The 13,410-nt window shown below is 61.1% G+C and carries 13 protein-coding genes; 4 read left to right on the top strand and 9 right to left on the bottom strand.

Features of this window, described 5'->3' with window-relative positions; all coding sequences use genetic code 11:
• Positions 1–227, top strand: a 227-nt coding sequence (locus Q4Q11_RS27720; protein WP_498571476.1) for a transcriptional repressor, incomplete at its 5' end; no start/stop codon positions are given.
• A 151-nt stretch (positions 228–378) separates the two neighbouring features.
• On the opposite strand, the gene Q4Q11_RS27715 is transcribed toward Q4Q11_RS27720, so the two are convergent.
• Positions 379–909, bottom strand: coding sequence for a gamma carbonic anhydrase family protein (locus tag Q4Q11_RS27715; protein WP_498571475.1), 531 nt, complete (start codon positions 907–909; stop codon positions 379–381).
• A 16-nt stretch (positions 910–925) separates the two neighbouring features.
• Complete coding sequence (locus Q4Q11_RS27710; protein ID WP_498571474.1) at positions 926–1,621, bottom strand: fumarylacetoacetate hydrolase family protein; 696 nt, start codon at positions 1,619–1,621, stop codon at positions 926–928.
• Positions 1,622–1,759: 138 nt separating this feature from the next.
• Between Q4Q11_RS27710 and dusA the strand changes: the two genes are divergently transcribed.
• On the top strand, positions 1,760–2,773 hold the full coding sequence (gene dusA, locus Q4Q11_RS27705; RefSeq protein WP_498571473.1) for a tRNA dihydrouridine(20/20a) synthase DusA: 1,014 nt from the start codon (positions 1,760–1,762) through the stop codon (positions 2,771–2,773).
• 128 nt (positions 2,774–2,901) lie between these two features.
• Here the strand turns inward: dusA and Q4Q11_RS27700 are convergent, their stop codons facing one another.
• Positions 2,902–3,114, bottom strand: a complete 213-nt coding sequence (locus Q4Q11_RS27700) for a cold-shock protein (RefSeq protein WP_004109325.1) — start codon at positions 3,112–3,114, stop codon at positions 2,902–2,904.
• A gap of 483 nt (positions 3,115–3,597) precedes the next feature.
• Here Q4Q11_RS27700 and Q4Q11_RS27695 point away from each other — a divergent pair, with 483 nt between their 5' ends.
• Positions 3,598–4,128, top strand: a complete 531-nt coding sequence (locus Q4Q11_RS27695) for a nucleoside deaminase (protein WP_498571472.1) — start codon at positions 3,598–3,600, stop codon at positions 4,126–4,128.
• Between the two features lie 18 nt (positions 4,129–4,146).
• Here the strand turns inward: Q4Q11_RS27695 and Q4Q11_RS27690 are convergent, their stop codons facing one another.
• The 3 genes from Q4Q11_RS27690 to uvrB all read right to left on the bottom strand — a co-directional run bounded on the left by Q4Q11_RS27690 (position 4,147) and on the right by uvrB (position 8,915).
• The gene (locus tag Q4Q11_RS27690) at positions 4,147–5,208 is read right to left on the bottom strand and encodes an adenylate/guanylate cyclase domain-containing protein (protein ID WP_113336624.1); all 1,062 of its coding nucleotides are present in this window, start codon (positions 5,206–5,208) and stop codon (positions 4,147–4,149) included.
• 165 nt (positions 5,209–5,373) lie between these two features.
• Entirely contained in the window at positions 5,374–5,829 is a 456-nt protein-coding gene (locus Q4Q11_RS27685; RefSeq protein ID WP_112509198.1) for an SRPBCC family protein, read from the bottom strand.
• A gap of 185 nt (positions 5,830–6,014) precedes the next feature.
• Positions 6,015–8,915: an excinuclease ABC subunit UvrB gene (uvrB, locus tag Q4Q11_RS27680; protein WP_113336592.1), complete on the bottom strand. Its 2,901-nt coding sequence runs from the start codon at positions 8,913–8,915 to the stop codon at positions 6,015–6,017.
• Between the two features lie 285 nt (positions 8,916–9,200).
• Here uvrB and Q4Q11_RS27675 point away from each other — a divergent pair, with 285 nt between their 5' ends.
• The gene (locus tag Q4Q11_RS27675) at positions 9,201–10,451 is read left to right on the top strand and encodes an MFS transporter (RefSeq protein WP_112509202.1); all 1,251 of its coding nucleotides are present in this window, start codon (positions 9,201–9,203) and stop codon (positions 10,449–10,451) included.
• A gap of 56 nt (positions 10,452–10,507) precedes the next feature.
• On the opposite strand, the gene Q4Q11_RS27670 is transcribed toward Q4Q11_RS27675, so the two are convergent.
• The 3 genes from Q4Q11_RS27670 to Q4Q11_RS27660 all read right to left on the bottom strand — a co-directional run.
• The gene (locus Q4Q11_RS27670; protein ID WP_498571471.1) at positions 10,508–11,023 is read right to left on the bottom strand and encodes a hypothetical protein; all 516 of its coding nucleotides are present in this window, start codon (positions 11,021–11,023) and stop codon (positions 10,508–10,510) included.
• A 230-nt stretch (positions 11,024–11,253) separates the two neighbouring features.
• Positions 11,254–12,324 carry an SEL1-like repeat protein gene (locus Q4Q11_RS27665; protein ID WP_112509205.1) on the bottom strand — a complete coding sequence of 357 codons (1,071 nt, stop codon included), beginning with the start codon at positions 12,322–12,324 and terminating at the stop codon, positions 11,254–11,256.
• A 56-nt stretch (positions 12,325–12,380) separates the two neighbouring features.
• A partial coding sequence (locus tag Q4Q11_RS27660; RefSeq protein ID WP_498571470.1) for an SEL1-like repeat protein occupies positions 12,381–13,410 on the bottom strand: 1,030 nt, incomplete at its 5' end.

The raw sequence follows: 13,410 nt of genomic DNA, 5'->3' as shown, positions 1-13,410 counted from the left end.
ACCGGCTCGAGAGCATCAATTCCTTCGTCGCCTGCGCCCATCCCAATGAGGATTGCCACAGCCATGGCCTTGTCGCCTTCGCCATCTGCGAAAGCTGCGGCCAGGTGATTGAGTTCCACGATCACGAAGTGGATCACCGCCTGATGAACTGGCTGAAATCGCAGAAGTTCAAGGCGGAAAAATCGACCATTGAAATCCGTGGCCATTGCGGCAATTGCGCGGCGTGAGCGGATCAAGGTTTATTCCGCAGTCCATCAACAGCTTATGATGGTTTTCTAGAGCAATTCCGCTTTTCTTCGAATCGCGAAAACGCTCTATCTTCTTATTTCCCAGCGCATTCCGGACGGAAAACCGCTACGCACTTTTCCTGGAAATGCTCTAATCCAATCTCTTGAGATCACGGGCGAAGCGCTGCCAGTTGGCGACATAGTTGCGGGCGGAGCGGCGCAGGCCTTCGATCGCGTTGTCGTCCAGCGTGCGGATCGCTTTTGCCGGCGCCCCGACGATGAGCGAGCCATCCGGGAATTCCTTGCCTTCCGTGATAAGCGCATTGGCGCCGACGAGGCAATTGTTGCCGATCTTTGCGCCGTTCAGGATCGTGGCTCCCATGCCGATCAAGGAGTTGTTGCCGATGGTGCAGCCGTGAATGATGGCGTGATGGCCGATGGTGCAGCCTTCGCCGATCGTGGTCGGGTAGGCCGGATCGGTATGAACCATCGTGCCTTCCTGAATGTTCGTGTCCTTGCCGACGACGATCGGTTCGTTGTCGCCACGCAGCACCGCGCCGAACCAGATGCCGACATCTTCTCCGATCTCGACCTTGCCGATCACGCTGGCATCGGGGGCAATCCAGTATCGGCCCGGTTGGGGCGTTTTCGGCGTCGAGCCGGCAAGGGCGTAGAGCGGCATGGTCGATCCTCCTCGATCAGACGACGTTCAATACGAGGTTTGCGACGCCATCGACGGCGCAGCTGATCCGGTCGCCGCGCGCAACGGGGCCGACGCCGGCAGGCGTGCCGGTCATGATGACATCGCCCGGTGCGAGCGTGAAAAGTCTGGAGAGTTCGGCGATGATTTCCGGCACCTTCCAGATCATCTGCTGGAGGTCACCTCTCTGGGCGGCTTCGCCATTTCGCATCAGCCAGATGCCGCCCTTGTCGGGATGGCCGACGCGGGTGGCCGGCACGAGGGCGGAAACAGGGGCGGAATGCTCGAAAGCCTTGCCGATTTCCCAGGGACGACCGAGTTTCTTGGCCTCGCCCTGCAGGTCGCGGCGGGTGAAATCGATGCCGACGCCGTAACCATAGACGCAGTCCAGCGCCTGTTCGACCGGGATGTTCGTGCCGCCGCTGCGCAGCGCCACCACCAGCTCCACCTCGTGATGCACGTCCGACGACAGGGAGGGATAGGGGAAGTCGCCTGACACGAGCAGGTTGTCCGGGTTCTTCTGGAAGAAGAACGGCGGCTCGCGGCAGGGATCATGTCCCATCTCGATGGCATGGTCGGCATAATTGCGGCCGACGCAATAGACGCGGCGCACGGGGAAAAGCCCGGCCTCGCCCTCGATCGGCAGAAGAACGGTGGCGGGTGGCGGAATGACTGTCGTCAGTGAGGCGTTCATATGGGCTTTCGAAACTCTTCATTTCTCGGAGGGCTGTCACTCTCCGACTCCGTTCGGCAAACTAGCATTATTGTTACAGCCACGAAAACTGGCCTTTTTGAGGGATTTGGTGTAGAGCGCGCGTGAGAAAGGTTTCCCATGTATAGCGACGCGCTGAAAACTGGCCGCAAGATCTTTGCGGTAGCCCCTATGATCGACTGGACGGATCGCCATTGCCGGTACTTGCATCGGCAGATCAGCCGGCATGCATTGCTTTATACCGAGATGGTGGTGGCAGATGCGATCATCCACGGGCCGCGCGACCGGCTGCTGGGGCGCGATGCCACCGAGCATCCCGTTGCGCTGCAGCTTGGTGGCTCCCACCCGGCCAAGCTTTCCGAGGCGCTGCGGATTGCAGAGGCCTATGGTTACGACGAGATCAACCTGAATGTCGGCTGCCCATCCGATCGCGTACAGTCCGGCACCTTCGGCGCCTGCCTGATGCTGACGCCGGAGACGGTGGCATCCTGCGTTGCCGCGATGAAGGCGGTATCGAATGCTCCCGTCACCGTGAAATGCCGCATCGGCGTCGACGAGCAGGAGCCGGAAGAGGCATTGCCGGAGCTGATGACGCGGGTGCTCGATGCCGGCGCAGACGCGATCTGGATTCATGCGCGCAAGGCCTGGCTGAAAGGGCTGTCGCCGAAGGAAAACCGCGAAATACCGCCGCTCGATTACGATATCGTCTACCGCATGAAGAGCCGCTGGCCCGAAGTCTTCATCGGCATCAATGGCGGCATCCAGACGCTGGATCAGGCCGAGGCGCATCTTGCCCATGTCGATGGCGTCATGCTCGGCCGCGCCGCCTATCAGAATGCCGCGATCCTCGCCGATGTCGACCATCGCTTCTATGGCGAGTCTGCTGTTGAAGCCGATTGGAATGGGCTGCGCGACCGGATGATGGATTATGCGGAGCGCCATATAGCCAATGGTGGCCGCCTGCAGCATGTCGCGCGGCACATGGTCGGTCTCTTCACCGGCCTGCCAGGCTCGCGCCGCTACCGCCAGATCCTCTCCGCCGATGCCAACAAGCCGGTGGCCGGACCGGAGGTGATTGCGGCCGCTTTCGCCGCGGTGGATTTCGCTGCGGATTCGGAGCGGGTCAGCGCTTGAAGAGCCTTATCTCGCCCGCCAAGGGCGAGATAGGATCCGAACTTGTTGCAAATCTCATCCTCACAAACGAAAAACGGCGCGGTTTGCACCGCGCCGTCTGAAACCTTGTTCAGGCAGTCACCAGAAGCTTAGTTAGCCTGGATGTTGACAGCCTTCGGGCCTTTGCCCATGCGATCCGGTTCGGTGTCGAAGGTGACCTGCTGGCCTTCGCGCAGCGACTGGATGCCGGAAGCCTGAAGAGCGGAGATGTGGACGAAAACGTCCTTTGCACCGCCGTCAGGAGTGATGAAACCAAAACCCTTGTCCTGGTTGAAGAATTTTACGGTGCCCTTGGTGGCCATGGAGGATAGTCCTTTACCCATCAGTCTTAGTTTATCCGGATGAACCCGGACGGCTTTGCTTCCGCGACATGCGAAAGCCAGTCGAGAAGTCACGTACGGGGAAAGAACGTCTGCGCGGATCATAAGACCCAACCGCTGCCTGCCGCAAGCGGATCACCAAATCAGTCCAGTCACCGGCATGCAAATGCCCGAGCATGCGTATGGGTGACAGGGTTTGTGAAAAAAGGCAAGGGGCAATATTAGGGCGGGTTGGGAAACGGGTAGGATAGGGTGGGGAATTTCAAGGGGTTGATGGCCGCCGCTTCGATTAACCGACAAATCTATTATTTTCAGATCTCACAATAAGCGTGCTTCTTATTGGTAAGGCAATGATCGAGCGCCCGGGCCGCCCCCTTGGGATATGGAGCGCCCGTTTCCACCTTTGTTAAAGTCGTTATCTTGCGGTAATACAACCAGTAATAATCGAAGATGCAGGACCGTATCATGCAACCGAATGACGATCACATGATGGGGCTTGCCTTAGCCGAGGCGAAAGTTGCTCTGGGTCAAGGCATATTTCCCGTGGGCGCTGTGCTTGCGTCGGGAACGCAAATTCTGGGGCGATCCCATAAGACCATGGTCTCGAATCATTTGAACCATGCGGAGATGAATCTGTTTCATCAAGTATTTACAGGCGATTACACGTTCTCGCGGAACGACGGTCTGACGCTTTATACGACGCTGGAGCCCTGCATCATGTGCTTTGGCACCATGTTGCATTTGCCGATAACTCGACTTGTGTTTGCGATGCCCGATGCATATGGCGGATGCGGGCAAGTCAGGCTCGAAAATTCGCCACCTCGCCATGTTGCGAGAGCGATGGAGGTCATTGGCGGCGTACGTCGCGCCGATGCTTGCAAGCTCTTCGCTGAGTTTCTTGCCAGCACCACGGAAGCATTTTGGCTGACGGGCGGCGCTTCGCATTTTCAGGCTGCCGTTAAGGCGGGGCTTCAATCAGATATCGCTCAGGTCTGACGATTTCAGCCTACAGTTTCAGCTTTCCGCCAACGTAAACACCGAGCAAGGCTCCGCAATGCCCCGCAGCTCATAGTCCCCTAAAGGCACCAGCGGCATCGTCGTCTCCACCGCAAGCGCGCCCGAGATCAGCACAGTGCGGCCGAGCGGCTTGCACAGGCCCTCCAGCCGGCTGACGAGGTTGACGGCGGGGCCGATGGCGGTGAAGTCGAGGCGGTCGGCGGCGCCGACATTGCCCCAGAGCATGTCGCCAAAATGCAGGGCGGCGCCGAAGGGGAGGGGCGGCAGGCCTTGGCTTGTCCGTGTCGCGTCGAGATGCGCCATGCCGGCGCGGATGGCGGTGACGGCGCGCAAGGCCGCCTCGCAGGCTTCCCCCGGTGTTCCGGTGACCGGGAAAATTGCCAGTACGCCATCGCCCATGAATTTCAGCACTTCGCCGCCGAAGGCGTGCACTGCGCCGGCGACGCGGTCGAACCATGCGTCGAGGGCCGCGATCATGACGGTCGGTTCCGTCGCTTCGGAAAGAGCGGTGAAATCCCGCAGATCGGCGCAGAGCAGGGCCGCGCGGATGGTCTCGCCGCTATTGCGGCTGAGCGCGCCTGCCTGCACGCGGGCCGCGCTTCTGCGGCCAAGATAGGCTTGGAGCAGGGTCGATAGCGTGGCGCGGGCAGCCAATCCCGCCAAGGGGGCCGCGGCAAAGCGGGCGATCTCGCGCAGGCTGTCCACTTCGGAAGGGGTGAAGGGCCGGGTGCCGGCCCAGGCAAGCACGGAATTGCCGGGCGCAATCCCGATCGTTTCCTCGCATGTCGGGCCGAGGTCGCCGAGCCAGTCGCGGCCTGCCTGTCCGAGCGCCGTACCGGCGAAGCCGAGAGCTTCGGTTACCGCTCCGGTCTCGGCGGCGCGCCAGAGCCATGTGTGCTGCGTGATGATCGGATGGGGTGCTGCCAGCGTCAGGGCGCTGCCGGCGAGCGGCAGCCCGGCAGCCAGCAGGTGTCCGCCCAGATCGGCCAGAAAGCGTTCGGGGCTGGGCGAGGTGCCGGCTTCGTCGACCAGCCAGGCAAGAGGGGCGGGCAGATCCATGCCGCGATCATGCCATGGCGGCCGCATGCTGTCATCCTCGCCGGTGCAACCTTTATGGCGGTGCACGGACCTTCACAATCCCGACGGGGAGGCTGTAGATCACCGATCGGTGACGCGTCGCCGCATCGAGCCCTCCGAGCCCGATGGCGATGCGCCAAGACGTCGTCAGCTTCTGCCGTCGTGACCCCGCATCGGATCAGGACCCGGGTCGCGTCCCGCGGCCACTGCGGCCATGCGATCGAGATAATGCGCCCAGCCTTTGGCATGGGCCTCACATTGTCCGGCCGTCGGCAGGCCGGTGTGGGTAAGGCGGACCAAGGTTCCCTCGGGCTGCTCGATCAGGTCGATTTCCACAAGGCTCGATCCCGGAGGCACTTCCTCGCTGCCTTCCCAGCCGAAGCTGTAGGCGAGGCGATGCACCGGCACGACTTCGCGGAATGAGCCGCGGGCGACGCGCGCTCCGGTGACGTTGACGAGATAGATGCCGCCCGGCTGCGGCTCTGTCCGGGCCTCCGTGCCCATCCAGCGCAGGATCTTCTCAGGATCGGTCAGCAGTGCGAATATGGCGGCAGGCGGCGCCGGGACATGGGTCTCGCGGCGGACGATGAAAGGCTCTGGCATCGGTCTCTCTCCCATGGTTGCTGTCGCTTCCCACTATGGGACGGCGCGCAATCCAGCACCTTCCGTCCCTCCGTGGGTCTCCTCATATGAGGGCATGCAGGTGCTGCCGGCTTACCGGCAAGACATTTCTCGATGGCCGCAGACGCCCCTCGCAAAATCCGCAGTTTCGCGCGGAGGCCGCAGCCTCATTGGCCGGGGCGCCCCGTCTTGCCCTTCGTCCGTCCCTTGCGCTGCTTTTCGTCGATCGGATCCTCATAGGAGCCGACACCTGGCTTCGCCCGGATGATCGGCTTGTCCGGCACCTTGCCCGTCACAGGCTTTTCAGTGCGGCCGACGGTCATTTCGTCCAGCGTATTCTTGCGGAAAAGCGGCGTGCCGGCATCGCTGCCCGGCCCCATTTCGTCGAGGCTCGGCTTGGCGAAATAGGAGCGCTGTGTCCCGCCCTCGTGGTTCGAGACGGCCCTGCGGGCCTCCTCACCATGAGGGTTGCCATCCGCGTGACCCGCTCCGTCCTCATTCTGAGGTGCGAAGGAGCCTGAGCTTGTCGAAGGGGACCGGAGCCTCGAAGGATTGGGGCGGCCACCTTTGCCACCCTCGAGGCTCTTGGCCTCTTCGCGGGCCAGAGGATCGTCCATGGCGGCGAGCTCGACGGCCTTGAGGCGTTTGATCTCGTCGCGCAGCCGTGCCGCCTTTTCGAAGTCCAGGTCGGCTGCGGCATCGCGCATGGATTTTTCCAGTGCGTTGAGGTGGGCCTGCAGATTGTTACCGACGAGATGGCCGCCATCGGCAAAGCCCTTGCCGGAAGCACCGCCGATATCGGCGCGAACGTGATCCTTCTCGTAGACGCTGTCGAGAATGTCGGAAATCTTCGCCTTGACCGATTCCGGCGTGATGCCGTGTTCCTTGTTGTAGGCCATCTGCTTTTCGCGGCGGCGGCTGGTCTCGTCCATCGCCCGCTGCATCGAGCCGGTAACGGTGTCGGCATAAAGGATGACTTTGCCGTCTACGTTACGCGCGGCGCGGCCGATCGTCTGGATCAGCGAGGTTTCCGACCGCAGGAAGCCTTCCTTGTCGGCATCGAGAATGGCGACGAAGCCGCATTCCGGAATGTCGAGGCCTTCGCGCAGCAGGTTGATACCGACGAGCACGTCGAAAGCGCCTAGGCGCAAGTCGCGGATGATCTCGATGCGCTCCAGCGTGTCGATGTCGGAGTGCATGTAGCGCACCCGTATGCCCTGTTCGTGCAGGTACTCCGTCAGGTCCTCGGCCATGCGCTTGGTGAGCACCGTGCAGAGGGTGCGATAGCCCTTGGCGGCTGTCTCGCGGATTTCTCCGACGACGTCGTCCACCTGCGTGCGGGCCGAGCGGACCTCGACCGGCGGGTCGATGAGGCCTGTGGGGCGAATGACCTGTTCGGCGAAGACGCCGCCGGATTGCTCCATTTCCCAGCTGCCCGGCGTCGCCGACACCGCGATCGTGTCCGGGCGCATGGCGTCCCATTCCTCGAAGCGCAGCGGCCGGTTGTCCATGCAGGAGGGCAGGCGGAAGCCGTATTCGGCCAGCGTCGCCTTACGCCGGAAGTCGCCTCGGTACATGCCGCCGATCTGGCTGACCGAGACGTGGCTCTCGTCGATGAACAGCAGGGCGTTGTCGGGGATATATTCGAACAGCGTCGGCGGCGGTTCGCCGGGATTACGGCCAGTGAGGTAGCGGGAATAGTTTTCGATGCCGGCGCAGGAGCCGGTGGCCTCAAGCATTTCGAGATCATAGCGGGTACGCTGTTCCAGGCGCTGCGCTTCGAGCAGGCGGCCTGCTTTTTCCAGCTCGGCGAGCCGGATTTTCAGCTCTTCCTTGATCGCCTTGATGGCGCCGTTCAGCGTCGGGCGCGGCGTGACATAGTGCGAATTGGCGTAGATCTTCACCGATTTCAGGTCGCCGGTCTTCTGGCCGGTCAGCGGGTCGAATTCGGTGATGGCGTCGATCTCGTCGCCGAACATGGAGATGCGCCAGGCGGCATCCTCCAAGTGGGCCGGGAAGATTTCGATCGTGTCGCCGCGGACGCGGAAGGAGCCGCGGATGAAATCCATATCGCGGCGTTTGTATTGCTGCGCCACGAGGTCGGCCAGAAGCTGGCGCTGGTCCAGGCGATCGCCGACATTCATCTGGAAAGTCATGGCCGTGTAGGTTTCGACCGAGCCGATACCGTAGATACAGGATACCGAGGCGACGATAATGCAGTCGTCGCGTTCCAGCAGCGACCGCGTCGCCGAGTGGCGCATCCGGTCGATCTGTTCGTTGATCGAACTTTCCTTCTCGATGAAGGTGTCCGAGCGCGGCACATAGGCTTCCGGCTGGTAATAGTCGTAGTAGGAAACGAAATATTCGACCGCGTTGTCCGGGAAGAAATTCTTGAATTCGGAATAGAGCTGAGCGGCCAGCGTCTTGTTCGGCGCGAGGATCACTGCGGGACGCTGCGTCGCCTCGATCACCTTGGCCATGGTGAAGGTCTTGCCCGAACCAGTGACGCCGAGCAGCACCTGGTTGCGATCGCCGTTTTGCAGCCCTTCGACGAGGTCGCGGATAGCCGTCGGCTGGTCGCCGGCCGGCTGATATTCCGAAGCCATGCGGATCTGAATGCCGCCTTCGGACTTTTCCGGCCGGGAAGGGCGGTGCGGCGTCCAGAGCTTGCCGTCCTTGAAAAGCGGATTGCCGCTCTCGATTAGCTTCGATAGCGCTTCCACCGTCGCGGTCACGCCGCTCGCGGCGATCTTGTCGGCATCTTCGAGTGCAACATCCAGGCCAGCCACCGGGTTGAGGCCGGCTGCGGCGCGTGTCTTCGGATCGGTCGATCCGCCCATGGACGTGCCGCGTCCCGACTTCGAAGCCGCGATTTCCACCTTCTTGCGGTGCTTGCCGGCCTTGGAAGCGATCTCGCGCTGGGTTTCGATGCCCGATGCTTCCGCATCTGCCTCGAGCTGCTTCACCCAATCGGCAACGCTGCCGCTGAGCGGCGCACCTTCAAAAGGTGCCTGCGGCGCCTCTTCGAAACCGGTCGGGGCGGAGGTTTTTTTCGGTGATTTGGACATTGGGGGAATATGGAGACAGATCGCGCTGATGTGAAGAGGCAAAGAGTACAAAAGGGAAACGGAGTTGCGGATTTTTCCATTCGCCGAAGATGTCAAATATGTTACAACCCAAGGGCGGCCAATGCGTTATCGCCGATCTGAAAGTCCGCATAGCGCGATCCTTGCAGGCGTCAAGGGAGGAACGGGCCGTAACGTCGACATGCCCGGCCGCTTGCCGGGTTCCCCCAGCTTCGACGGCATCCGGTATTGCCCGCCTCGCCGCCGCCATCCGGTCGGAGGATCATGATGACCGCATTGGATAGCTTACGCTCCCTGTCCCCCCAGCAACGAAATACCGTCATCGCAGCCTATCTGGGCTGGACGCTGGACGCATTCGATTTCTTCATTCTGGTTTTCGTTCTCAAGCATATAGCCGAAGAATTCCACACCGACATTCCGGCGGTCGCCGCCGCAATTTTCCTTACCCTCGCCATGCGGCCGCTTGGAGCCTTGATCTTCGGTCTGGCCGCGGATCGCTTCGGGAGACGCGCGACCTTGATGGTCGATGTGCTGCTTTATTCCGTCTTCGAATTTCTGACCGGCTTTTCGACCGGCTTGACGATGTTTCTCGTGTTGCGTGCGCTCTTCGGCATCGCCATGGGCGGGGAATGGGGCGTGGGCGCATCGCTGACCATGGAGACCATATCCGAAGAGTCGCGCGGCCTTGTCTCGGGGATCCTGCAAGCCGGTTATCCTTCCGGCTATCTGATCGCCTCGATCGTCTTCTTCCTCCTGTTTCCGATTATCGGATGGCGCGGCATGTTCATCGTCGGAGCGTTGCCGGCGCTGCTGGTGCTCTATATCAGGCGCAATGTGCAGGAATCGCCGGCTTTCATGCAGAGGCAATCCAAGCCGCAGCGGTCGTTCCTCACCGTATTGCGCGAAAACATTCCGCTGTTCATCTGGGCGGTACTGCTGATGACGGCCTTCAACTTCTTCAGCCACGGCACCCAGGATCTCTACCCGACGTTCCTGGAAGCGCAGCGGCAATATGATTCCTATACGGTCGGCGCCATCGCCATCGTCTACAATATCGGCGCGATCGTCGGCGGTCTGTCTTTCGGCGTGCTGTCACAACGTATCGGTCGGCGCCGAGCCATCGTCATCGCGGCCCTCCTGGCGATTCCGGTTGCGCCGCTCTGGGTCTATGGGCATGGGCCTGTGATGCTCGCAATCGGCGCTTTTCTGATGCAGCTTTTCGTCCAGGGCGCCTGGGGCATCGTCCCCGTGCATCTCAACGAATTGTCGCCGGACGAGGTGCGCGGCACGTTCCCGGGATTTGCCTATCAGCTCGGCAATCTGCTGGCTTCCGGCAATGCCACCATCCAGGCGGGGCTGGCAAAACAATGGAATGGCGATTATGCCTTTGCGCTGTTGATCGTTGCCTGCATAGTCGCCGTCGTCGTGGCGCTGTTCGCAGGCTTCGGCTTCGAGAAGAAAGGTGTCCGGTTCGGCAGCAAGGACACCGCGCAAGCGGATAGCGCGATGCAGACATGATTTGGTTTGTCCCTGTTTGTGGGACGAGGGGCGGCGGTTGACGCCGGCTCTCTTGTCTATTTTCCGCAGATCTCCGAGATTTTGGCCTGGGCAAAGCCGCGGGCGAGGTCCTGCAGTCCGCCGACGGAAGATATCAGCTCGCCGATCGGACCGTTGATCCCGAGATGCATGTCGGTGATGCGGCAGGCGCCGACATCGACCGTCATGGATGCGTCCAGCTCACCCTTGATCGTCGTCTTCAATACGCCATGCGACTTGCAGGCCATGTCGGCATGCGCATTGATCTGGACGCCGCCGCCTGGAGCGTCGCAGACGTCGAGCGACTTCACCTCGAATTTGTCCTTGTGATCGACACCCGGCAGTTTCTGGCAGGGATCGGCTTCGTTCACCGATTTCTCGATCTGCGGACCGAACTTGCCCTGCAGCAGCGACCAACAGGAGCCGGGTGCTGCTTGCGCCGGTCTTGCCAACATCGGCAGCGGTGAAAGCGGCGACAGGATCATGGTCGCAACCAATACCATGCGAAGCATTCGCAACCGCGGAAAGGACGGTATGGGATAATTCAGGTTCACGGCGATCTATCCTCGCAAGAGAAGAAGCAGCAAATCAGGCCCGGAGCGGCGACAGTCTTCCATGTCTTCTTTCGCCAAGGCAATCCCTACATTTTGCCGATCGGGCCTTGACGAGCATGGGGTCGCAGAGCACGCAGCATCACCACGCATCTCAAGTTTTGCCACGATTCGCGGGAGTGGAGGCGGACTATCGGCAGGACATGACGATATCGGTCGGCCCGTTCATTCCGTCATATCGGAATGGTCCGTCCGCCCGATGGTTCATTCGGTTGTTCGTCCGTGTCGCCGTCGTAGCCGAGATGCTTCGCTTTGCGGAACCACTCCGTTGCTTTGGCTGCATCCGCGGCAATGCCGTCGCCGTTGCGGTACATCATAGCGAGATTATAGGCGGCGCCGGCGTAGCGATGTGCCGCCGCCCGCTCGAACCAATAGACCGCCTGCGGGCCGTTCTTGGCAACGCCTTCGCCATCGCGGAACATGACGCCGAGATTATATTCGGCTTCGACGTCGTTCTGCGCCGCGGCTTTCAGGAACCACGCGATCGCCTGGGCATCGTCCTGCTTGATCCCGTCGCCATCGGCATACATGGCGCCGATATTGAACTGGGAGCTGGCATCTCCTTGCTCGGCCGCCTTTTTGAACCAGGAGAAGGCCACGGCACCATCCTTGGCGATACCCTCGCCATCGCGATACATGATGCCCAGATTGTATTGCGCCTCGACTTTTCCCTGCTCGGCGGCCTTGCGATACCACATGACGGCTTTGGCCTTATCCTTCGAAGTGCCGTCGCCCTGGTCGTACATTGTGCCGACATTGAACTGCGCATCCGCGTCGCCTTGTTCGGCGGCCTTGCTGTACCAGGCAAAAGCCTGAGGCTTGTCCTTGAGAACGCCTTCTCCGGTGTCGTAGACGACGCCCAGATTGTACTGCGCATTGAGATATCCTTGAGCCGCGGCCTTCTTGTACCAGAGAACGGCTTGGCTCTTGTCGGCGGCGACGCCTTCGCCCTGATCGTACATCGTGCCGACGTTGAACTGCGCCTCGGCGCTGCCTTGATCTGCTGCTCTTCTGTACCAGCCAAGAGCTTCGGTCAGGTTTTTCCCGACGCCGTTTCCTTCCTCGTACATTTGTCCGAGTTTGATCTGCGCCGCGACATTGCCTTTGTTCGCCAGGGGACGCCAGTACTCCAGGCCGGATTTGAAATCGCCGCGATCATAACCGTTTCGTCCGACGTCGGCATGCGCCGACCCCATGGATGCCAGCGCGAAGAGCAAACCAACTGCCCCCTTCTTCCAATTCACGATCTAACCCTCGGTCGAAATTCCGTTGAACGACGATGGTGAACTTTTCGCGGCGGTCACGGCACGAGCACCATCAGCAAATGAAATATGACCCAGCCCGTCATATCGCCGGCACCCTTCTTTCCGGCGGTCCCTTGGCCCAATGGTCCGAGATCCTTGATCGGCCCCTCGCCATTGGCCTCCATATAGCTTAGCCCATGCTGTGCTTCCGGCAATCCTTTCGCCGCCGCCTTGTTGAACCAATCGGCAGCGATTGTGGAGTCCTTCGGTACGCCATAGCCGTTATAGTACATATATCCAAGACCATATTCGGCACGCGCATCGCCCTGATCCGCAGCTTTGCGAAACAGTTCGGCAGCCTGGCCATAGTCTTTGGCGATACCGGCGCCCTGATAGTAGAGGGAGGCGAGGGCATACTCGCCTCGCGAGTTATTCTGGTCGACGGCCTTGCGATACCAGCTTGCCGCAGCCGCTTTGTCCGGCCGTGTCCCCTGGCCATTGTCATACATGTAGCCAAGCGCATATTGCGCATCCGCATGGCCCTGAGCCGCAGCCTTCCCGTACCATTCGAAGGCTCTGGCATTATCCTTTGCGATGCCGAGCCCGCCCGCATACATGCAGGCGAGGGCGTATTGGCCCTGCGCATATCCCCGCTCGGCGGACTTGCGATACCATTTGACCGCATTGACGTCGTCGACCTTCACGCCCTGACCGTTGGCATATAGATAGCCGATGGCATATTGCGCGTCGGGACGTCCTTGATCGGCGGCTTTGCGGTACCAGCCAAGCGCCTGGCGATAGTCCCGTGCGACGCCCGATCCGTTCGCAAGACTGTAGCCGACTGCGTATTGCGCATCAGCGCGGCCCTTCTCCGCGGCTCTCAGATACCAGGAATATGCCTCGGTTTCGTTCCGCTCGACACCCCTGCCGTTTTCATAGGCATAGCCGACGGCATACAAGCCCTGTGCGTCTCCCTGATCGCCCGCCTTCTTGTACCAGGCGAGGGCCTGTTCCTGATCTTCTTCCGTGCCCTGGCCGCTGTCGTACATGTACCCGACCGCATACTGGGCGTCGGACCGGCCCTGA

This window comes from Rhizobium sp. UFLA01-1127 (assembly GCF_059803845.1).
This window is presented reverse-complemented; position numbering and strand designations above follow the sequence as displayed.